At 45.1% G+C, this 21,498-nt stretch carries 16 protein-coding genes; 8 read left to right on the plus strand and 8 right to left on the minus strand.

Going from position 1 to position 21,498, the window contains the following annotated elements; translation table 11 throughout:
• Positions 1 to 90: 90 nt before the first annotated feature.
• Positions 91 to 2,253, plus strand: coding sequence for a phosphocholine-specific phospholipase C (locus tag B0E43_RS25385; protein WP_077346797.1), 2,163 nt, complete (start codon positions 91 to 93; stop codon positions 2,251 to 2,253).
• A gap of 162 nt (positions 2,254 to 2,415) precedes the next feature.
• On the opposite strand, the gene B0E43_RS25390 is transcribed toward B0E43_RS25385, so the two are convergent.
• The gene (locus tag B0E43_RS25390) at positions 2,416 to 2,853 is read right to left on the minus strand and encodes a DUF1761 domain-containing protein (protein ID WP_077346799.1); all 438 of its coding nucleotides are present in this window, start codon (positions 2,851 to 2,853) and stop codon (positions 2,416 to 2,418) included.
• A 206-nt stretch (positions 2,854 to 3,059) separates the two neighbouring features.
• On the opposite strand from B0E43_RS25390, the gene B0E43_RS25395 reads away from it, so the two are divergent.
• Positions 3,060 to 3,434, plus strand: a complete 375-nt coding sequence (locus tag B0E43_RS25395) for a glyoxalase superfamily protein (protein ID WP_077346801.1) — start codon at positions 3,060 to 3,062, stop codon at positions 3,432 to 3,434.
• Positions 3,435 to 3,665: 231 nt separating this feature from the next.
• Entirely contained in the window at positions 3,666 to 4,343 is a 678-nt protein-coding gene (locus B0E43_RS25400; protein WP_077346803.1) for a hypothetical protein, read from the plus strand.
• 316 nt (positions 4,344 to 4,659) lie between these two features.
• Here B0E43_RS25400 and B0E43_RS25405 read toward each other — a convergent pair whose 3' ends face one another.
• From B0E43_RS25405 to B0E43_RS25420, 4 genes are all read right to left on the minus strand, one after another.
• Entirely contained in the window at positions 4,660 to 5,235 is a 576-nt protein-coding gene (locus B0E43_RS25405; RefSeq protein WP_077346805.1) for a hypothetical protein, read from the minus strand.
• Positions 5,232 to 5,825 (minus strand): hypothetical protein, encoded by a 594-nt coding sequence (locus B0E43_RS25410; protein ID WP_139352652.1) that lies wholly within the window; start codon positions 5,823 to 5,825, stop codon positions 5,232 to 5,234. Before B0E43_RS25410 ends, B0E43_RS25405 begins: the two co-directional genes overlap by 4 nt.
• Positions 5,826 to 6,123: 298 nt before the next feature.
• A complete protein-coding gene (locus B0E43_RS25415) occupies positions 6,124 to 8,394 on the minus strand; it encodes a hypothetical protein (RefSeq protein WP_077346809.1) in 2,271 nt (756 codons plus the stop codon).
• A 144-nt stretch (positions 8,395 to 8,538) separates the two neighbouring features.
• A complete protein-coding gene (locus B0E43_RS25420; RefSeq protein ID WP_077346859.1) occupies positions 8,539 to 10,860 on the minus strand; it encodes a hypothetical protein in 2,322 nt (773 codons plus the stop codon).
• Positions 10,861 to 11,036: 176 nt separating this feature from the next.
• Between B0E43_RS25420 and B0E43_RS25425 the strand changes: the two genes are divergently transcribed.
• The 5 genes from B0E43_RS25425 (at position 11,037) to B0E43_RS25445 (ending at position 17,358) form a co-directional block, all read left to right on the plus strand.
• On the plus strand, positions 11,037 to 13,655 hold the full coding sequence (locus B0E43_RS25425) for a hypothetical protein (protein WP_077346811.1): 2,619 nt from the start codon (positions 11,037 to 11,039) through the stop codon (positions 13,653 to 13,655).
• Between the two features lie 67 nt (positions 13,656 to 13,722).
• Entirely contained in the window at positions 13,723 to 15,243 is a 1,521-nt protein-coding gene (locus B0E43_RS25430; protein ID WP_077346813.1) for an arylsulfatase, read from the plus strand.
• Positions 15,240 to 15,362, plus strand: a complete 123-nt coding sequence (locus B0E43_RS25435) for a hypothetical protein (RefSeq protein WP_256386897.1) — start codon at positions 15,240 to 15,242, stop codon at positions 15,360 to 15,362. The genes B0E43_RS25430 and B0E43_RS25435 overlap by 4 nt, the downstream gene beginning before the upstream one ends.
• Before the next feature lie 119 nt (positions 15,363 to 15,481).
• A complete protein-coding gene (locus B0E43_RS25440) occupies positions 15,482 to 16,261 on the plus strand; it encodes a glycerophosphodiester phosphodiesterase family protein (RefSeq protein ID WP_077346815.1) in 780 nt (259 codons plus the stop codon).
• Between the two features lie 191 nt (positions 16,262 to 16,452).
• The gene (locus B0E43_RS25445; RefSeq protein ID WP_077346861.1) at positions 16,453 to 17,358 is read left to right on the plus strand and encodes a sugar phosphate isomerase/epimerase; all 906 of its coding nucleotides are present in this window, start codon (positions 16,453 to 16,455) and stop codon (positions 17,356 to 17,358) included.
• 210 nt (positions 17,359 to 17,568) lie between these two features.
• Here the strand turns inward: B0E43_RS25445 and B0E43_RS25450 are convergent, their stop codons facing one another.
• From B0E43_RS25450 to fahA, 3 genes are all read right to left on the minus strand, one after another.
• Positions 17,569 to 19,077 (minus strand): hypothetical protein, encoded by a 1,509-nt coding sequence (locus tag B0E43_RS25450; protein ID WP_077346817.1) that lies wholly within the window; start codon positions 19,075 to 19,077, stop codon positions 17,569 to 17,571.
• 359 nt (positions 19,078 to 19,436) lie between these two features.
• Positions 19,437 to 20,168 (minus strand): diphthine--ammonia ligase, encoded by a 732-nt coding sequence (locus B0E43_RS25455; RefSeq protein ID WP_077346819.1) that lies wholly within the window; start codon positions 20,166 to 20,168, stop codon positions 19,437 to 19,439.
• A 39-nt stretch (positions 20,169 to 20,207) separates the two neighbouring features.
• Positions 20,208 to 21,473, minus strand: a complete 1,266-nt coding sequence (gene fahA / locus B0E43_RS25460) for a fumarylacetoacetase (protein WP_174567127.1) — start codon at positions 21,471 to 21,473, stop codon at positions 20,208 to 20,210.
• Positions 21,474 to 21,498 lie beyond the last annotated feature (25 nt).

A 21,498-nucleotide genomic window follows, 5' to 3' on the forward strand; every position in this document is an offset into this window, starting at 1 on the left:
TTTTTTGGCTGTTGAAATCGTTCCTGCACTTCACCCACCCTACGAATAAGAGCAAGAGGTTTTGACTCTTTTTCGCCTAAATTTTCAACAATGAGTGATTACGGAAGAAGGAAGTTTCTCAAACTTTCCGCTGCAGGTCTGGCGGGCACACTTTGGGCCCCATTAATCCAACGTGCTTTGGCCGTTGAGGCATTTGACGCTACGCGGTCCATCCAGGACGTAAAACACGTCGTGATCCTGATGCAGGAAAACAGATCCTTCGACCACTATTTCGGAGCGAAAAAAGGTGCCAGGGGTTTTGGCGATCGGTTCCCGATACCTTTGGCGAGCGGTCAAAGAGTCTTTCACCAATCGGATGGAGAGAAGATCGTCCCTCCCTATCGCGCGTTTGGAAAGACACCAAATGCCCCCATGGTCAAAGGTACACCACACGATTTTGCAGATATGCAGGCGGCCTGGAACCAGGGCAAATACGGGTATTGGCCCCTGTTTAAGACGCCCTACTCCATGGCCTATTACACCAGGGAAGAAATCCCTTTTCAATATGCCTTGGCGGAAGCATTTACGATTTCCGATGCCCATCACTGCTCGGTGGCCACAGGGACGGATCCCAATAGGATTATGTTCTGGTCGGGCTCCAACTTTGATCCCGAAAAACGCGCCGCGGGAATCAATTGCACGGATGTTGACTCAGAGCCCTGCAACGTCAGGTGCTGGGTGACCGGCAAGGAACCCGACCCCGGATATACCTATCAACTTAACGGCTTCAAGTGGCCAACCATCCCGGATGTCTTGCAGGAAGCGGGAATCAGCTGGAAAATCTATCAGGATCCCAACAACAACTGGACCGGCGCCATGCATGGATGTTTGGCCTTCGACTCCTTCAGGAATGCAAAACAGGGTTCCGAGATCTATGAAAAAGGGATGAGAAATTTCTCCATAAAAGATCTGCAAAGGGACGTTGAAAACAACCAACTGCCGGAAGTAAGCTGGATCCTGCCTTCGAGAAATGATTCTGAACATCCGAGTGGTCCTTCGAGCCCATACCGGGCGGGCTATTTTACCCAGCAAGTATTGGAAGCCCTGACGAGCAACCCAGAAGTTTGGAGCAAAACTGTTTTTTTCCTGACTTTTGACGAAAACGACGGACTCTATGACCATTTGCCAGCCCCCGCAGTTCCATCCTATAATTTAGACAACACCCTTGCCGGAAAATCAACAATTCCTGTTAAAGGCATGTATTTCAACAACGATAAGGGAACAGAACAATTTCTGCTGCATGACGGAAAAAGCAAGCGGATCTACCAAGACAAACGCGACACCATTTCAGGCCCAATTCGTCCTTGGGGGATGGGCCCGCGGGTGCCGCTTTACATTATTTCGCCCTGGAGCAAGGGCGGATGGATACATTCCGAAGTCGCCGACCACACCTCTGTGGCAAGTTTTATCGAGAAGAGGTTCGGTGTGACTGTTCCCGCGATCTCGCCTTGGCATCGAGCCGTTAGCAGTGACCTGACTTCAGCTTTTAATTTCGAGTCCCCCAACGATCCTGCATTTCCCAAGCTGCCCGACATGTCGGACTTTCAACAGAGGGACGACGCTTCCAACCAGCTTCCAAAGGCAGCTCCTCCCGAGCAACCCGCTCAGCTGTTTCAGGAAAAAGGCTCTGTTTTTTCCAGAGCACTTCCCTATGCATTGTATTGCCATGCCCGGCCGATGTCGGACAAGGTGCAGATTCAACTGGTCTTTGATAACCAGGGGAAGAAAGGGGCAGTCTATCATGTCTATGACATGAACAATCTGGAGCGCATTCCCAGAAGATATACCGTCGAGGCCGGGAAGCAAATTCAGGATGAGTGGGATCTGGCAGAGAAATCAGGCCAATATCATCTGGAGGTCTTTGGGCCCAATGGCTATTTCCAATCGTTTAAGGGATCGGTGCTTTCCGAGGAGCCGCTCCTGCGGATCGAGTATGATCACCGGGAGGGAGGACTCCACATCCACTGTGAAAATGGGGGGAAAGACTCCATCCAGGTAGAAGTAACCGACAACACGTATGGGTACGGCCCTTCCGAAACGCTTTCTATCCCGCTGAAAAAAAGCAAAAAAACCTATCAGCAGCTGTCAAAAAGCGGCAATTGGTATGACTATTCCATCACCACATCAGCCGGAATGGAATACCGATTTGCCGGACGGGTAGAAACAGCCAAACCCAGTATCACCGATCCTGCAATGGCGCAGCATTTGGGATAAGGCTGAATGTTGCCCCACTGAGTGTCGTAGGATTTTGGTTGGGACTAAGTGTAAGCAAAACACCTAGTCCCAACAAATTTTTAATAGGAAATCAGATTGAAACTTCCATTCAAGGGAGAACCATACCACTTTGCCAAGCAGCGGGAATGGATAAAAATGAATTTACCAATACATCAAAATCATTGACACTAACAGCAAGGATAGAAAGTGGTAGGAAGTATTGATAAAAAAGAGCTTCCAGGAGCGTTGCTCCCAGGCTACCGTATTAAGATCGACGGGAACGAAAAAGCCCAACCATAGGAATAAGGAAGCCATCGCTGCGAATGAGGCTTTAGAGCCTACGAAAGGATCCATTCCCCAGAATTCCGGGTTCCACACGGTCAGGTCATGCGCCAGAACCCATGCTAAAAGAAAATTTCCGATGATCATGATTCCCATTCCTCTGAACATGGCTGAGGTGGGTGGTTTTACGGTCATGTCAAAGCCCATTTCTTTGGCCCAAGCCTTTCCAAACAATGGGGTGTACCAAAGAAAACCAAAGATAAAATTGGCAATAACGGCAATTGCAACCGCGGCGAAATTGATGTGTATTTCAGGCATAGTGTAATCGGGTTAGATTAAGGTTGGATTTTACAATAAAATTTAGCCAATTATTGTTGGATTTTTTTCTCCTAGTTCGGTGTCCTCCGCCTAGGCGTTGTTTACTTTTTTCTTGACCCAATACCCTCCTTGGGGAAGCTAAGTATGATTCGATTGACAAAAATTCTAAATAACTTATGACAAGCAGGTAGTTTAATTAAAGCAAAATGAAAACAATTCCCTTTCTCCGATGCCTAAATATGAAAGAGGCAATTCACTTCTATACTCATGTTTTGGATTTTGAATTAAAATACTCCAATGCCTCCGCTGATGATTGGGTCGTGGATTTAATTAATGGGGAAGCAGAACTTGGGCTCACCGTTTTAGAAGGCGATCAAAAATTGGGTATAAATGTATTTGTGAGAGTGGATGAGGTGGATGAATTATTTAAAAAATATGTAAGCAGAGGGTTAATCGTTCCAAATAATCCTGACTCCCCTGTGCATAACGGGCCAATTGACCAAAGTTGGGGTAATAGAGAATTCTATGTAAACGACCCAAGTGGAAACACGCTAAGGTTTGGTCAAGTCATTGACCAATAATTTGAATATCCCCAATAAGGAATTGCGTCCCCATACACCTCCCATATTCAACGTTTCTTCCTTCACGAAAATTAAAAATCTAAAAATCAATTACTTAGTTCTAACCTTGAATGAACCTCTAACTATTTTCTTCTAAAGATTATAGTTTAACGTTTTCCTTTTTCTATTTTTCAATCGAAAAGCCTTCACAAAGAAGAAAAGGCTCTCTTTTTATACTCAAGACAATCTGTCATGCTCAAAAAAACCATCAGTCTTTGGATCCTGATTTTAGCGCTGACTTCAGGCAATTTTGCATTTTCCCAAATAAAAGCTGTCACCGAAAAAGGCGACACGATCTACGTTTACAATGACGGGACATGGAGTTATGAGCTACAGGAAATAGCAGAACGCCCAGAACTCTTGGGTTTTCTTTCCGAAGAAATCCCAATTACAAAAATCACCGAACCAGTCAATACGCCGTCCACTTCTTTGCAAAAAGTCCGTAATGAAAATGACCAATTTTCCTTTTATTACAATGAAACAGAATGGAAGCGCGTACCACCAGCATCGCTAAACGATGAGGCGGAGTTTGCCTTTGAGTCGAAATTAAACGACAGCTGGGCCATAATCATCTCGGAAGAAACACCAATTGAGAAGGAAAATCTCTTCAAAATTGCCAAATACACGATGTCGGAAAAAATGGGTTCGGAAGTGGAGGTAGTCAAAGCTGAATCGATTTTGGTAAATGGCCAAGAGGTAATTCGGGGTGTATTAAAAACGACGGCATCCGGCTTCACTTTTATCTTTGATTCTTTCTATTTTTCGGATGATCGCGGGTCTGTGCAGATCAGCACCTGGACGAGTGAGGCCATATGGAAAAAAAATGAGAAAAATCACCTCGACTTATTAAGCGGATTTGTGGTGCAATAACCTGTTGTTCAAGCAGGGCTTTTTCCTCCGCTAAACTATCGTGATAAAGACCTTAGCGCTTCGGCAAAGACGCTAAAGCCAAGAAGCTTTCGCTATAAAAATATCGCCACTACACAACAAGAGCGCAATAGCCAATCCCTTTCTCCGCCCAATTGACCTCGGTGCAGGAATATTGACTGGAAACGCGGTCGATGCCGAGGAATGAAAAGAATGGTTTGATTGTAATCAGCCCGGCTTCTTAAGAAGCAGGACTATAAGTAAAGTGGTCTGTGCAGACACAGACCTCGGAGGTAGAAACCAGCTGCATTTTGGATTCTTAATATCCAAACAACCACTGCCAAATAGACATTTCCTTGATTCTGGCATCGATCTTCTCCTGATTTTCCAGAGCCGCCTTATCAACATAACCCTTTATTAAGTCCATCCTCTCTTCAGCTTTTTCACTCTGTGCGTATAGATTGTTTAAATAATTTTTATCGATATCTTTTGTCGAATTATTTAAGCTTCTCCTAAACTCAATCAGGGGATCAAAATATTTTTTGTAACTGTCATCTTTACCATAAACAAAATAAACAGACCGAAATGATGTGTTTAATTCATCAAAATCAACAGCGAGTTTTTTAGAAAGTGAAGCAACATTACTTTTTTGCGCATCTGATAAGACGATTTTTTTCCTTTTCTCTCCATTAAGATAAAGAATACCATTAACCTCTTCATGCAACAAGCCATGATCGGTTTCCAGGTAGGTCATGATTCGTTGGATCTTCTTCTGTTGCTCTGAACTCATGAGCAGTTGGAAACCTCCCATTTTGAAAGTATTGGATTGCAAGATGAATAGCATCAATACAATCAATACTTTTAAGGAATAGTGAGTTTTTATTGAGGTTTTCATTTCTTTTTAAATCTAAAGATGAAAATTAGGATGCCGATTATTGCTAGAAATAAAGGAGCAATCAATTCGTGGATCGGCGAATTAGGGTCTCCGCCTGTCCATCTATTTATTACATCCCTTCTAAAATAAAACATAACTATAGACGCTAATACAAAAGAGATTCCCAGTATTCTTTTTGCAAATTTGAAAATCGATTCAAGAACAGTTTCTTTCTCACCATTCTTAAAATATCCCTCATTAAAAAGCTGATCCAGTTCCTCCAGAAACTTTCTCTCTAATTCAATAGAATCTCTGAAATGCGCATGAAACTTGCCGCCAGCTTTTAAGGCTTCTATAAATCTCAACTTGGTTGTTTCATCTTCAATTGAAATTGGATGAGTAGGTTTTTCTTTTTTCTCATATACATAGACTTTTGGCCGATCATTTTTCTCCCGAAGTGCTATTGCATTTCTGTATTCCTCTTCAGTGTACATTCCGACTTTAGTCCAGAATAATACAATCACCACATCGGCAGTTTTCAAGATGGAATTATACTCATTTTGCTTTCTTCCGGCACCTAATTCTTCCGAAACAGTTTCCCATATTTTCAATTCCAGGCGGACATTTCTCGTCTTGTAAATTTCATTTCTCCGGGAGATGAAAATTTCAAACTTCTCCCGTTCAAACTGTAATTCATTGGAGGAAGCTAAAAAGATAGAATAGGTCAGCATTTCTAAAAGTTTAAATTTTGCCGCTTTCTTGGCATCTCATCAATATTTGGCTTACAGAAGAAACTTCCCTTAAAGTCAGGCACTTATAAAAATAACAGGTATTGTAGCTATAAAAAAAATCCTTCCCCACATGAGGAAGGATTTAACCAATTAAACTACCCATTAACTATATTTACTTTTATTCTTTTATCGGTGCACTGATCACTCCCAGATACCTTCCCATCCAATAGGGAAGCAAATAGGTGTCACCGGCGCTCAGTTCGGATTTTCTGTCCCCTGCATCCAGGGTGAAAAGGTTCCTGTTGTGCTTCAATTCTGGTCGCTCATCCGGAGGAAGTACCTCTGCAGTAAGCTGTCCCCAAAAGCCCGGCTCAATCATCTCAATATCTTTTCGGTGGCTGTTTTCGGTTTTGAACTCCACCATATCAAGCGGAAATTCTTTCAGATGCCAGACTGATTCCTCCAGATCAAAATCTTCCGCACCAGTCATGGCATAACAGAAGTTCCAGAGCGAGTTTTTCTCAGGACGCTCAAATTCCCAGTGGTCTTTGATCGCTTCCTGATAAATAGGCTTCAGCGTGTCATTCAAGGCATATGGATACAAAGCCCAATAGGCCAGGAAGTACATTTCGTCATCACTGTGGTTCCATTCCTGGGAAAGCATCTTGCTCCACTCATCCGCATCCGCCGGAGCATTGCTGATCTGGCTGAAAGGACGAGTAAGGTTTTCAAGGTATCCATGGTCATGGATCAGGCTTACGGCGCTTTCCTTGTAGATTTCTTTTCCGGTAAACTTGTATGCCGCCTGCAAAAAGGCGATCAGATTGGAAGAATAGACTTTTCTGTCCCCGATCATAGGCTGGAATCGGTTGACAAATTCAGGATTCCATCTGCCCCAAAGGGAAGGTTTGCCGTTGACATCCACCAGCGTGTAGTTGTTGGCTACGATATAGCCCATCATGTTGTCCAACAAGGTGATGGCCCGGTTTTTCCAGTCTTCCTCATCGATGTATTCCGCCATCAGGATCAGGGCAAATATCTGTCCTACGGTCTGGTCGCTGCTGGCTGATGCTCTCCAATCCCACTCGGGATCAGCAGAATGGTTCCAGCTGACGTTGTTGTTATATCCTTCGTACCAGTAGTTTTCGACATAATCCCGGTATTCCTTTTTGAATTCGTAGTAGCCGCTTCTTTCGTAAGTCCTTCCGAAAAGCCCTTTGATCGGAGTGATCTGATGCAGTCTTTCCATGGCTTCAAAAGCCTCATAGCAATTTTGCTTGGCATCATCGGATTTGGTGACCAGGTATCGGAAAAGCTGACTTCCCATGTACATACCGGTCCAGAGGTTGTCGCTGTCGGCGATGGTATTTTGGGCAGTGGCCAAATCCCCGTCTTGCACCCGGCTCACATTACTGTTAATCCCATAACGGGTATGGCGCTGTCTGACTTGTTTTTCAAAGACCATGGCTTTGTCCTCCAGTGTCATTTTTTCGAAGACAATCTGTCCAAGTCCTCTGTCAGTGAGGATCAATACGGACTGCTCCGGACCTTCGGCGATATGGATAACCTGATTGCCCGGAAGCCATTTTTCACCATGATAGTAATTGAACTTACCGTCATCTTTTAGCATAAATGCTCCCTTGGTCGAACCGAACCACAGCTTTCCGTCGATTTCTTCAACAGCGGTCAATTCTGTCCAAGGCAATTTGGCATTCAATGGTCGGGTATTCTTGCCCGAGGTATCGATCACCAAAAACCCTTCTTGAGTGCCCAGGGCGATTTCACCGGAAGCAAGCAAATCAAATGCAGTAAGCCCTGTGCCGGTGTAAATCTCTTTTTTCTCTCCTCCATTTTCAGTGATCTGGGAAATGGAAGTTGCCGTCAGTGCATAGAAAACTCCGTTTTTGGCATCATACTTACTGTCCAAAACCGGGGAATCCAAAGTACCGCTGAAAACGGCCTTTGAATCCTTAATCAGGGAATAGGCATTTCCTGAAGCGATCAAAAAAGAAAACTCCTTACCACCCGCAACTACATCCGCTTGGGGGCTCTGATGTCTGGAAAACAACTTGCCAGCAAAAGCATTGCTGAATACTGCCTCATCGTCCAGGTAGACAAACTGGTTTTGGTACAGGATCAAATCCGATACTTTTTTGTCCGCCATCGGTAGGTATTTGATATCCGGACGCAGGGTGCCTGGATACTGAAAATGGCCATTCACTGGGTTCATCAGACCCTTCGAAGTCAGGATCTGGATGACCTCATTTCGGTCTGAATAGACTTTTTTGAACTCTAGATTTTCTTCCTCATGATAATACTTCACCGCATAATCCTGCAGGTAGGCCACATCCTGATAGACTGGCTGCTTCCCATTGGAAGGTTGGTCAGGCTTTTGACAGGAGTAAACCAGTATTGCTACCAGTGGAAGAATAAATGCTGTTTTTTTCATTTTGAAATCTATGGCCAGGTTTTAAGAACTTCCAATTCCACTAAACCCATTATCGTTTTTCTTACTTATTGTATCTGAAACCTCCCTGCGGTGGACCGTCGTCTGTTGACTGTTGACAATCCAACCAACAGTCGAAATCCCATCCTATCGCTTAATCACCCACACATCCGAGATTCTCGAATAATGTCTCCATGCCAGGTGGGATTCCTCAGGGCGGTCAAAGGTGACCGTCATCTTCCCGTCTCCAACCACATCTTTCGGCACGATGAATTCCTTGAATCCACCCAGTTCCTTTTCGTATACCAATGGTTCCAGACGCTTGCCGTCAATGCGGATCAAGGCATCGCCGTAACCTGTCACACGGATCATGTAGCGGGCATTTGGATCCAAGTCTTCATACTCCAGAATTGGATTGACTTGATAAACCTGCGAGGAAAGTCTCCAACGGCTATATCCACTTGCCCACCAGCCAAAATCAACTGCATCGTACACCGTTGTAGTCACGTGTGGGCTGTTGGCGATATTGGACACGTCGTCGTAATAGCCGCCTTCACCCGGATTTTCCCAGTTGGCGATCAGATTAAGGTACTCTTGCTTTTGTTCTTCTGAACCCATTCCGCGGATGGAATCAAACTGATCCGCCAACCACCAGCGGTTGTTGAGCGGATAGTCCACAAAATCCAGGATACATCCGCGCTGGGAATTGCTTGCCTTATATTTTTCCACTGAGGTCTGAAGCCCGATGGAGGTAAACAGCGCCTGAGCATAGTCTTCAATTTTCTTTCGTGACTCCCGCTCAATCGGCTGAGAATCCGCAAGATTTACCAGATCCAAAGCCTGCTTCATTGCAGCATCTGTACCTAGTACATTGGCTTGAAGGAGCACTTGGTTGGCCTGCTTTTCCAATCCAGTCTCGTAGATTTTCCGATGACGGACATAGGAATCGTAATAGGCCCGAATGACCAACATCTGCCATCTCCAGTTGCTTGAAAGCTGGGGATTGGTCGCCTCCAGGTTTTTCCAATAGGCCAAAGTTGGCTCAATACCTCCGTTGTCGATGATTGATCCGTCCCAGTTTCTTTCCAGGCCCAAAATTCCTTCAGCCGCTGTTTCTTCCAGCTTATTCTCGAAGAAGAAATTGGAATACTCCTTCATGATATCCAGGACGTTTTTGTTCGGGTCCCAACCTCTTTGGCTCCAAATGACTTTGTTCACATCGTCGTGGCAACCGTCAGAATAGGATACAAAACCGTCGGTGAAAGGCGCATATTTATTATGAACTCCGGCATAGAAAACGGGCATGGGATTGATGCCCTCGCGGCCGATGGTCAGCGCAAACGCCTGATCGAAATTCGGTGCAGGGTAATCACATCTCACATTGTGCGTGATGTCCGGATAATGTCTGTGCTTGTATTGCTTTGGAAGTCTGAAGCGGGTCTCTGAAATCGGCGGGCTGCTCGGTCCGGATACTACTCCGCGCAACCAAGTCGGTTTGTTTTGTTCCAAATACTGGTAGAAATAATCTACCTGCTCCTGACTAAATCCCTGAAGGGAAATCCAGATTCCGGCATTGGGATGATGCTTTACCAATCGGGCATGAAGGTCTTTCAAGAATGGCAAAACATCTTTGGGATGGTTGTGCCCTGGGTCACCGCCCGGGAAAAAGATATTGTCCAGACGGGGGATTTTTGGATAGTTGGCCTCGTGGATATCCAGCTCTTTTGTGCGGATGGCCGCATCGGTCAGATCCACAGTGGCCGGAGTCCACATCCAATATTCGATGTCGTACTTGTCACAGATCTCGCTCATTTTCACATTCATCTCCTCACGGGAAATTTTGAAATGCGGGCTGTTGTCATTTCCACCGTCGGGAGGAATGTTTTCGATGGCATTTGTGCCAAAAAGAGCCAGTTCACGGATGTATTGGTCGTATTGCTCTACCGTCCAGGCATCGTATGAATTGGCGGTATTTCTGTAGCCGATCTGATGTCCTCGAAGGGAATATTTTGGTGCAGAGGCAAAGTTCAAATGATCGTCAACCAGAAACTGACCTTTGGAAAGCGAGGATGTTCTCAGCAATTCACCGATTCCAAAAATCACTGCTCTGGAGTCGGATCCGATGATCCAAATGACATTGTCCTGAAAGACGATTCGAAAACCTTCCGGTTGAAATTCCGGGGATTTTTTATCGGTAGAAACCGGAAGTTTTTTTCCATTCAGTTCGGCAGAAGAAGAAAGTGCCAGTGCGATGGTGAATTTTCCAGCTGTATTCCAAGTCTGAGATTGACTCAGGCTGATTTTACTCCGCTTCCCGATTTCCTCCTGTAAAATTTCCAAAGCTGAAGCTCTGACCTGAGGTTTGATATCCTCAGAAATGAGCACATTGAGTTTGTTCAGGTTGATGGATGCAGCCTGGACAAACTGAAGGGAAAGGAATAAAAAACAAAAAAGGAAAGAAATTCTCATTCTCATGAAGACTTGTATTTTGGGGTGATAGGTTGTCAAAGGTTTGATTTCTGGACTTCTCACACACAATACTTTGATTTTCTGAATTAGGGCTATTGCCTAGTCTTTTTTTATCTCAAGTCAGTATTTATTCCAGCTTCACCTTTCCCCTTTTTCTCCTAAATCGGAAATCATTTATGAAAAGCCTGTTTAAAACTCTGTTTCTCTACTCGATTCTTTTTGCATTTCTGCCAATTCAACTTAGGGCTGAAAAGCAACCAATTCAGGAATATCATCAAGTCACTGTCTTACTTGGAAAAGAAGCCGGAAATGTAGAAAAGCTGGTTGCGGATTTGCTCAAGGACCGGATTATTGAAAAATCGGATGTCGAAATTGCAATCACCCAGAATCCGGAAAATGCCAAAGGCTTGGTCATTTTGCTAGGCAGACCCGAGCACCATTCTTCCATTCAGGAACAATTCGTGAAATACCGGATTCCGGCTTTGACTGATCTTGCTCCTGGCCCAGAGGGCTTTTTGCTCAGGCAGTTGGACTCCAATCTTTTGCTGGCAGCAGGAATCGATGACCGTGGAAGCCTTTATGCAGTTGGAGAAATACTTCGGCAGCTCAATTACGGAAAAGACAACATTTCTCTTCCATCCAATCTGAATATCCGGACCGCACCTGCTTTTGAAATCCGGGGAACCCAGTTTGGACAGAGCGGAGTGGCAAAAACCCTGGCGAAAGTCCGGGACTGGACCGATCAGGAAACTCAGCGGGTCATTCTTGATTATGCACTTGCAGGCGCCAATACCTTCAGCGTGGATGAGGGACCGATGTATGATTTCATCAAATCTTTTGGTTTGATGACCCAGGGAGGATTTGGGGCAAATACAGCATCTGAAGTCAAAGACCCACTTTGGATGGCCTCTGAATCCATTGGTCGGGGAGGTTATGTCTGTCCTTCTGTCCCTGCGGCCAAAGCTTACATGCTCCAAAAGTTTGAGGAATTTGCAAAAACTAGCCCCTCTTATGACTTTCTCAAATTCCAGGGAGGAGACGGGGGAGGCTGTGAATGTGACCGTTGTGATCCTTATGGACTGACATTTATCCACTTGGTGGAAGAAATGTCCAATATCATGCACAAGTATCATCCTAAGACTCGAATCTACTTCACCAACCAGAAGTTTGACAATGCGGATGATGAGGCCATTTTCGAATATCTCAATGAAAAACCGCGCGATTGGCTTTGGGCTTGGGGTTTTGGTCCGGGTTCGGACGCGACCACCTGGCAGCCAGGTCACCGGCAAACCCACCGAATGGACCTGTTCAGGTATCCGGGTTTTGGACCGTATGGATTGTACCCTCTGGAAATAACCCGACAGATGCCTGCGAGACACAAGCTCCTGTATTACAATGAAATCACCCACTGGAAATACGCCCAGCATGCCTATGTTCAGATGTACCCAAGAGCGGACAAAAACGGCGATCTGCCTCCACACTGGGGCCATGACATCTACGAGCGTCGGCCTGATCAATATTTGACCCAGGTATACAACCGACTGTCATTCTATGCCTGGCCCAAACAATATCATCGCGTCTTCAACGATCTGATGCCATACGGTATCGGTGACATTACCCACTCCTCAGGCAATCACGACCACTTCAACCAATGGATGTGGCAGCGACTTCTTTGGGCTCCCCGAACTTCGGTAGAGGATGTTGTGGATGATTATTCGAAAAATTGGTTTGGGCCGGAAGCGGCACCGCTGATGGCCAAAGCTATCTTCCAACTGGAAGAAAATCTGGGAGAAATCCCCGGAAAACCCCTGCCTGAAAAAGAAGGCATCCTTTCCTACTACCAATTGGTGACTGAAGCCGGAAAAGTAATGCCCGAAAACTGGAAGAAAAGCAACTGGCTCTGGAGAATGTATCTGCAAAAAGGAGCTCTGGACCGCTATACCCAACTGATGGTCAACCGCCAAATCCAACTGCAAACAGAAGTGGAAGAATTGGTCAAAACCGGTTCAGCACAGGAAGTTTCAGATCAGGTCCTTAATCAAGCCCTGCAAAAACTAAGGTCTGAAAAAATGGAATCTCCTGAAATGTTTGGATTGAAGGAAGAAGCCAAACAATTGGGGGAAGAAAGCAATGCGCTGTTTGGCTCAAGAAACGAAGGCTTCTTCAATCTGGAGCATGATTTTATCGGTTTGGGATGGCTGGATCGCCAACTCAACCGTGCTCTTGCAGCCAAAGGAAAACACCGAAAAGAACTCCTGGCGATGATCACTGACTATGAAAATCCCGGTGAAGGAGGTCAGTACGACAACCTCGGCACAGCCAATCCTGCTCCAAATGTCGTCTTTGGCTATCCTTACGATCATGGCCAACCTTACGTCCAGCAGATGCTTTCTGAAGGAAATCGGCCAAGTCAGCGTTCCATGCACTTCACTCAGGATGAGGCTCAGGGAGTGACGCTTCATTACCGCGATCTCGATCCCAATGCCAAGTATAAAATCCGCTTTACCCTAGTCCGACCTTGGTATCAGGATCGCTATGCCAGTCGGATGAACCAGAAATCCGAAACAATACTTGCAGATGAACAGGTACTAGCCCAAGACCTCGAAATACCCCTTCAGATGAGCGATCACTTCACTTTTGAAATTCCGGGGAAGTTGACCAAAGACGGAGAATTGCACATCCGTTTTCAGAAAGCCGCAGATTTAGCATATGGCGACAGGGTTACTGTGGAGCAATGGAGGAATTCGGGAGGCTGGGGCACCTTGGTGTCGGAGGTTTGGCTAATTAAGGAATAGAGTCCTGCTGATAAATGCCGGGCCTTTTCCTTAACTTATAAAACCTAACCTTCCTTCACAACCGGCAATGGCTTACCCCCTCTTTTTGACCCTCCTTTTTCTTCTTTTTCTTACCAAAGAAGAAAAGACGTCTGAAAAACCGAACATCGTTTTGATTTTGGCGGATGACTTGGGGTGGTCGGATATCGGAAGCTATGGAAGCGAGGTGGAGACTCCCAACCTGGACTGGCTGGCCGAAAACGGTGTCCGCTTCACCCAGATGTACAATACCGCTAAATGCAATCCATCTCGGGCTGCTTTGCTTACCGGATTGTATGCCCAGCAAGTAGGCTATGAAGCTAGCTATCTCCAGCCCTTAAAAAACGGGATTACCTTGGGCGAGCTTCTTCAATCTGCGGGATACAGGACGCTTTGGTCCGGAAAGCACCATGGCTTTGACCATCCGATGGACCGGGGTTTTGACCGGTATTTTGGTCTGAAAGAGGGCGCATCCAACCACTTCAATCCCGGACCTAAGCGGGAAAATGAGCCTCAGCCTGCCCAAAAAAGGCCCGATCGGCCATTTTATGAGGATCGGAAACTTTACCAGCCCTTCTCCCCGCCCCAAGGTTACTACTCCACAGACTACTTTACCAAGTATGCCCTGCAATGGCTCGAGGAATACAAGGACGAGGAAAAACCATTTTTCATTTTTCTAGCTTACACCGCACCCCATGACCCCTTGATGGCCTGGCCGGAAGACATTGCCAAATACCAGGGAAAATATGCTGAAGGCTATGAGGCAATACGTCAAAGACGATTTGAAAAGCAAAAACAGCTTGGGATCATCGATGAAAACAATATTCTGACCGAAGCAACGCATGTTCCTTGGACTTCTCTTTCGGATTCCCTTCGAAAAGCCGAAGAGCAGAAAATGGAGGTTTATGCAGCAATGATCGACCGGATGGATCAAAAAATCGGAGAAATCATCCAAAAATTGAGAGCACAGGGCAAATTGGAAAACACGGTTTTTATTTTTCTTTCCGACAATGGGTCCTCAGCTGAAATGGTCAATCTTCCAGGAGACGGCAAAATCGGAACAGTAGGCCATTGGACTTCTTTGGGTCCGGATTGGGCAAATGTGGGTAACACGCCACTTCGCTTTTACAAAAACTACTCTTTTGAAGGCGGGATTAAAACCCCATTGATCATCTCCTGGCCCAAAGGTCTGGGGCATCAAAATGATGTTAATCCTTTTCCTGCCCATTTGATCGACATTCTTCCCACTTTGGCGGAACTTGCCGGAGCGGATTACCCGACTGAATACAACGGAAAATCAGTTCTCCCAGCCGAGGGCCAAAGTCTTTTACCCGCCATCCGTGGTGAAAAATCCCTTCGGGAAAAGCCCATCTTTTGGGAATGGTCGGTGGGCAGAGCCGTACGAAAAGGGGACTGGAAACTGGTAACTCATGGAAAAAATGCCCCATGGGAGCTTTACAACCTAAAAACCGATCCTTCTGAAATCCAAAATGTCATTTCCAAACATCCAGAAACTGCCAAGGAATTGGAAATCCTATTCTATGATTGGAAAAAACGCGTAAGCCCATGAAAGACAATACCACTCTGATCATCATCGTTTCGATCCTGGGCCTTCATTTCCTGGCAGGAATCGGTTGGCTCATGTATAAAATCTTGGGATCGAAACCATCCGAAAAACCCAAAGAGTAGCTAACCTTTCCCTGATCGCCTCTAAATAGATGAAGTTTTTGTAAACTTATTTCAATCGGCCCAAAGCTTCATCAGGATTTGATATTTTGGACTTAATTTTCAATAACCCCTCAAACACAATGCACAAGCTTCTCACTCTCCTGTTTTCCATGGTTTTCATCACTTTTTCATCAATCGGACAAGGCAAGTTCCATGTCAACAAAGTCATCGCACACCGGGGTGCCTGGAAAACTCAAGGAATACCTCAAAACTCTATTGCCTCTCTCAGTGAAGCTGTGAGACTTGGCTGTGAAGGCTCTGAATTTGATGTCTGGATGACTTCTGATGAGGTTTTGGTGGTCAATCATGATCCTGAATATCAGGGAATGGACATCGAAACCTCCACTTACGAGCAGCTTTTGACCAAACAGCTTCCCAATGGAGAAAAAATCCCAACCCTGAAAGAATACCTGAGAGAAGGCAAGAAGCAAAAGAAAACCAAGTTGATTTTGGAATTCAAGCCTTCCCGGGTCAGTGTGGAGCGAAGCGAAAAAGTCGGTGAAATGTCCGTCAAAACCGTAAAGGAACTGAAAGCCCAAAAGTGGGTGGACTACATCACCTTCAGCTATGAAGGGGGAAAAAAAGCAATTGCAACAGACCCAAAGGCTAATGTGGCCTACCTCACAGGAAATATACCACCTGCCCAACTCAAGGAAGACGGCTTTTTTGGTTTTGACTACAACATCGGGGTTCTTAGAAAAAAGCCTGAATGGATCACCGAAGCACAGCAACTTGGCCTGACCGTTAATGCCTGGACTGTCAACAAGGAAGAAGACATGAAATGGCTTTTGGATCTGAAAGTTGACTTCATCACTACCGACGAGCCTGAATTACTTTTCAAACTTATCAACGGAAAGTAAGTACCTCTTTTCTCACCATTTTCCTTCTAGAATCGAAAGTCCAAACGGGTAAGACCATTACCTTTCCAGTCTCATCGGCTGTGGTTTTTCCGATTGGAAACCTATTTTCTCTAACATGAGACAATAAGCATTTTGCCCCATTCTGTTTTGTGAATTTTGGGTATCTTTCCCTGTTCAAAAACAAAAATCCTATGAAACGACCCATTACTTTATTGCTGGCACTGACGCTTGGATTTACCGCGTTTAGTCCAAAAATCGAAACAGTGGACCCACCAAAATCCTCTGAGGTTTCTCAGGCAAAGGCTAAAAAATTTGGAGGCCTGGCCCTTTACACTGTTCGTGATGCCATGGGAAAAGATCCCAAGGGAACGCTTAAGGCGGTTGCCGATGCGGGATATGCCTATGTCGAAGCAGCAGGCTATGCAGATGGCAAGTTTTATGGCATGGAACCTGCCGAATTTAAAGCTTATTTGAAATCTCTTGGTCTTACTGCCAAAAGCTCCCACATGGGCATGGTAAATCTGGAAAATGCGGATAAGCTGATTGCAGACTCAAAAGCTGCTGGAATTGAATATTTCGTGATTCCTGTTCCCCCGATGGGCATGTTCAAGTTTGACCCGGCCACCCGAAAAATGGGCATGACCGGTACTCCTGATCAAATTGTGGAAATCCTTAACACGATCGGTGAAAAATGTACCAATGCAGGCTTGAAGTTGCTTTACCACAACCATGATTTCGAGTTTTTACCATTGGAAGACGGGACTATCCTGACTGACTACATTTTGAATAATTGCGACCCGAAACACGTCAACTTCCAAATGGATCTCTATTGGGTGACAAAGGCAGGTGTTGATCCACTAACTTACTTCCATAGGTATCCCGGAAGATTCAAGGCTTGGCATGTGAAGGACATGAATGACGAAGGGCAATTTGCGCCGGTTGGAACCGGAAACATTGACTTTAAGCGGATTCTGGCTGAAAAAAAGCAGTCAGGGATGGAATATTACCTCGTGGAGCAGGACAATACGTTTGGCTTGGATCCTTTGGAAGCAATTAAAATTAGCCATGCCGGATTGGAGGAAATCGGATTTAAATAAAACGAATGATTGATCTTTGTTGAATAAAAGAGAGGAGTCGCGACTCCTCTCTTTTTGTTTTTAACTTTTACAGTCCAGTTTGGCTTTTGGATCTTCAAATGCATTGGTGTTTCCAATGCAACACTTTGAAAAATTTTTGATCCCAGATTTTTCCCAAAAAAAAGCCATCCCACAATGCAGGATGGCTTTTACCCTAAAAATCAGGTGATATCAACCCAGCAAAAGCGTCAAATTGCGATGTGTTGAATTATATCCGATATAGCCGTAGCCATTGGTTGTTCGGGCCCAAGCTGTGATAATGAAACTGTATGCACAGGATTGTGGAGGCCTCCAGTTTCCGGTTTCAGGGATTGTTTTGGCTGTGAATCCTTGCCAATTTCCTTTGGAGGGATCATAAGTCTCTGAATATATCCCCGTAGAAAGTCCTGATCCATAAGTAGCTGTAAAGCCCACTTGAAGAAGATTTCCTTCCGGATCATGCCCTGTGATATTGAATTTCAGTCCGTCTGGTGCAGCACCGATGGTCTCTATAGCACAGGCAGAGACTTCATTCGCTCCGTGCTTGATACTGTCAATATTGACCGCAGGGAGATGGTTGTCAATGAATAAACCGATTGTCTGGGTCGCATTAGGAACGTCCACATTCAGAATCCTTTTGTAGAAGGTAACCGAGATCTGATACAATCCTGGCAGCAATGCAGAAGTAGGAAACTGGATCAGCAGGTCGTCAATGGAATAATCATTTCCGGGGTTGGCCAATTCATAAAATCCAAGGGCAGAAGCTGCAAAAGATTCCAACACATAGGTGCTCCCGTTCCATCGGTAATTCGACCAGTTACTGATCAGTTTCTGGGCTGCGCCACCGGGAGGGGTAATTTCCACTTTGTATTTTTTGACATCTGTGTCCCAAAGCTGTTGGATTTTCGTCCGGTTTCCGATGAGATTAAGTGTACCACCAAAAGCAGCATTTTGGACAAAGACAAAGTATCCGGGATCTGTGGTTGCCCTCCCTGAAGCATTGATTTTAGTGGTCGGTATCAAGCCCACGCTTCCTACCAAAGGACCCAAATCCACGGAAGGAATCACCGGTTTTCTGGACAGGACCAATTGCCGGAGTTTGGAGAAATCCTTGTAAAAATCCCCCGGAAAATCTGTGGTAAAAGCCGGATTTGAGGATTTTACCCTAAAACCAAAATACGTATAAGGCGTACTCAGCGGCCAGGATAATGCCACATTGATTTCTTTCAGGTCGATTTTGAACTTCCAAATCCGATGGGAATCTGAGGAGTTCATACTCGCTCCAAATTCCTGTCTCACTTCGCTGAGCGAAGTGTCCGGTAGCAATCCTGTCCAAGTGCCAGGGCCAAGGTAGAGTTGCTTGCCCAGCTTATTCGGCTGTCCGGGGTAAAGCCCGTAGTTCACATCCTGATTAGAGGTGATCGCCCGATCCCGGTTGACATCAAAACTGAGCCAAAAATAGTCGTTGGTACCGGTATCATTCCCTTTGTCTTCCGTAAGATCCAGCGCCAGGTAGAGAAACTTGGCATCGTTTTTTGCCAGCACTATCCCTCTCGAAAACTTTAGGGTACCTGCCTCGTCCCAATCACCGTTATTCAAAGGTTTGTTGAGATCGATTGGATTTTGAGCCCATTCACTTTTAAAGGGCATTGCAAACAAAATTGGAGTAGTAATGGATAAGCTTTTTACAACTTTGGCCATGGTTAGTAGGGGTTTAGAAAAGTAACATTTGATAAAATAGTGCTCCACTTTAAAAATCTGGAGCGAGGAACATGTACAAAATCCCGTTGAGAAACCAATTAGGGGCCCATTCGGGAACCTTTAAGCTTTTTTGCGAACAGATATCACAACAATCAGCTTATTAACCAGAGACTTAAAGTAAGTATTAAAAAAGATAAAAAGCCATAAAACTTTAAAAAAATGACTTCAATTACACTTATCTATGTCAATATATAATTTTTCAAAGCAAGCATTTTTCAAAATCATCCTGCCAATCGGTTTATTTCTGATCTAGAAATAGCTGGATATTCATACAACAAAATAGGATGTGATTTTTATGCTTAAATCTTCACTGGTAGAATTTCAGCAAACCAGAAGTGTTTTTTTCCTTTCTTTCCGTTGGAAAGCTGGATATCATAGGATTGGCTTAGGACCTTTTCAACCTGGATTGGGATGGATTCAGAAAAAATCGGACCATCATAACAAAAGCTATGAAACTCTCCGTTTTCGCCGCAGGGATCGATTTTCTCTGAAAGACTTTTCAAAAATTCGAAATCAAAATCCTTTCCTACCCAAGCTTCAGAAATCAAATCAGCATCAGCAGCGCAAATTTTGGTTTTGAAACCTGCCTGGATGAAGGCATTTGCCAAGTCACCGGTTGGGATTTTCCAAAGGGGGAAAACTCCTGAAAATCCTCTTGCCGAAAGCTTGTCTTCCCGGTACTTTCTCAGGTCTTCCAGAAAAATATCCCCGTAGCCAATATGCCGAATCCCCAGTCCCTCCAGTTGGTCCAGGTAGGCGTGGATAGCTTTTTCGTATGCACTATTGTCTCCGCTGGCAGGATAATAGATTTTGCCCAGAGGAAGACCCAAAGCTTCAGACTGCATTTCTATCAATTCCTCCGCTATTCCATGCATTCCCACTCGTCTGGTTTGCTCCCCAAAAGTGGTATGGAGACGCAGCACTTCATATCGCTTATCTTGAAGTAGGTGCCAAAGTGCAAAAGCACTGTCTTTTCCCCCGGACCAACTGAGTGAGACAGGGATTTTCGGATTACTTGCCTCCTGATCCATCGGTCTTTTTATTCAAAAAAATTATTGGACGACGGCGAATCAACTCTTGGCCGGAAGGATCTGCCCACTGACTTCTCCAAATCCTACCCGAATGCCGTTTTTCTCGGCAAAACCTTTCATGATGACTGTATCACCATCCTCCAGGAATTTTCTTTCCTCCCCATCTTCGAGTTTGACAGCCTTCGCTCCGTTCCAACTTAACTCCAAAAGAGAGCCAAAAGAATCCTCGGTTGAGCCGGAGATCGTACCCGATGCCATCATATCCCCTACGTTAATATTGCAGCCGTTGACCGTGTGATGAGCCAGCTGTTGAGCGACATTCCAGTACATGGACTTGAAGTTGGATGTACAGACCTTAGAAGGTTTTTTTCCATCCGGCTGAATGAAAACCTCCAGATTGACATCGAAACTGTGGGCTTTTTGACATTTCAGGTAAGGGAAAACTTCCGGTTCCTGAAGCGGACTTGCCGATCTAAATGGCTCCAAAGCTTCAAGAGTCACCACCCAGGGAGAAATGGAGGATCCGAAGTTTTTACCCAAAAACGGTCCCAAAGGCACATACTCCCAAGCCTGAATGTCACGGGCAGACCAATCATTGAAAAGGACAAATCCGAAGATATACTCTTCAGCATCCTCTGTTGATACAGAATCTCCCAGCTTGGTTGGCTTGCCGGTGATAAATGCCAGTTCGAGCTCAAAATCCAACTTTTGACTTGACCCAAAATCCAAACCATCCGAACCTTTAAACTGGCCCTTGGGACGATGGATTTGTGTGCCGGACACCACAATGGAAGATGCCCTTCCATGGTATCCTACCGGCAGATGTTTCCAGTTGGGCAAAAGTGCATTTTCCGGATCGCGGAACATTTTTCCCACATTCGTTGCATGCTCAATGCTGCTGTAAAAGTCTGTGTAATCCCCGATTTTCACAGGAAGAAGCATCTCGGCTTCCTTTCGTGTAACCATTACTTTGCCGCGGGCAGAATGATCCCGAAGCTCACCGTTATCTACTAAAAGCAGGGTTTGGACGCGTTCCCTGATCTTTTTGGTCTGGACTTTCCCAAGGGAAATCAACTCGTTAAGGGAATCTTTGACAAAAATTCCTTCCGGTAAAAACATGTTTGCAAAAAATCCTTCCTGATCTAAGATGCTCAAATCGATAATCTTATCTCCTATTGCTATGCCGATTCTGGGGCTGAGTTTTTTATTTTTGAAGATGCCAAATGGCAGATTGTAAATTGTAAAATCAGAAGTTTTTGGTACTTCCACCCAGGTACTCAGGATGGGAATCGGGCTGTCGCTCATGTTCAAAAATTGTTGAGGTGGCAAA

It is taken from the genome of Algoriphagus sp. A40, from assembly GCF_002002735.1.
Classification (GTDB): Bacteria; Bacteroidota; Bacteroidia; order Cytophagales; family Cyclobacteriaceae; genus Algoriphagus.

What these genes read in the sequence shown, in the direction of transcription:
- B0E43_RS25425 (WP_077346811.1), top strand. Translation starts at nt 11,037, where the DNA reads ATGAAAAGCCTGTTTAAAACTCTGTTTCTCTACTCGATTCTTTTTGCA.
- fahA (WP_174567127.1), bottom strand. Translation starts at nt 21,473, where the DNA reads ATGAGCGACAGCCCGATTCCCATCCTGAGTACCTGGGTGGAAGTACCA.
- B0E43_RS25405 (WP_077346805.1), bottom strand. Translation starts at nt 5,235, where the DNA reads ATGAAAACCTCAATAAAAACTCACTATTCCTTAAAAGTATTGATTGTA.
- B0E43_RS25440 (WP_077346815.1), top strand. Translation starts at nt 15,482, where the DNA reads ATGCACAAGCTTCTCACTCTCCTGTTTTCCATGGTTTTCATCACTTTT.
- B0E43_RS25400 (WP_077346803.1), top strand. Translation starts at nt 3,666, where the DNA reads ATGCTCAAAAAAACCATCAGTCTTTGGATCCTGATTTTAGCGCTGACT.
- B0E43_RS25445 (WP_077346861.1), top strand. Translation starts at nt 16,453, where the DNA reads ATGAAACGACCCATTACTTTATTGCTGGCACTGACGCTTGGATTTACC.
- B0E43_RS25450 (WP_077346817.1), bottom strand. Translation starts at nt 19,077, where the DNA reads ATGGCCAAAGTTGTAAAAAGCTTATCCATTACTACTCCAATTTTGTTT.
- B0E43_RS25430 (WP_077346813.1), top strand. Translation starts at nt 13,723, where the DNA reads ATGGCTTACCCCCTCTTTTTGACCCTCCTTTTTCTTCTTTTTCTTACC.
- B0E43_RS25385 (WP_077346797.1), top strand. Translation starts at nt 91, where the DNA reads ATGAGTGATTACGGAAGAAGGAAGTTTCTCAAACTTTCCGCTGCAGGT.
- B0E43_RS25390 (WP_077346799.1), bottom strand. Translation starts at nt 2,853, where the DNA reads ATGCCTGAAATACACATCAATTTCGCCGCGGTTGCAATTGCCGTTATT.
- B0E43_RS25455 (WP_077346819.1), bottom strand. Translation starts at nt 20,168, where the DNA reads ATGGATCAGGAGGCAAGTAATCCGAAAATCCCTGTCTCACTCAGTTGG.
- B0E43_RS25395 (WP_077346801.1), top strand. Translation starts at nt 3,060, where the DNA reads ATGAAAACAATTCCCTTTCTCCGATGCCTAAATATGAAAGAGGCAATT.
- B0E43_RS25435 (WP_256386897.1), top strand. Translation starts at nt 15,240, where the DNA reads ATGAAAGACAATACCACTCTGATCATCATCGTTTCGATCCTGGGCCTT.
- B0E43_RS25420 (WP_077346859.1), bottom strand. Translation starts at nt 10,860, where the DNA reads ATGAGAATTTCTTTCCTTTTTTGTTTTTTATTCCTTTCCCTTCAGTTT.
- B0E43_RS25415 (WP_077346809.1), bottom strand. Translation starts at nt 8,394, where the DNA reads ATGAAAAAAACAGCATTTATTCTTCCACTGGTAGCAATACTGGTTTAC.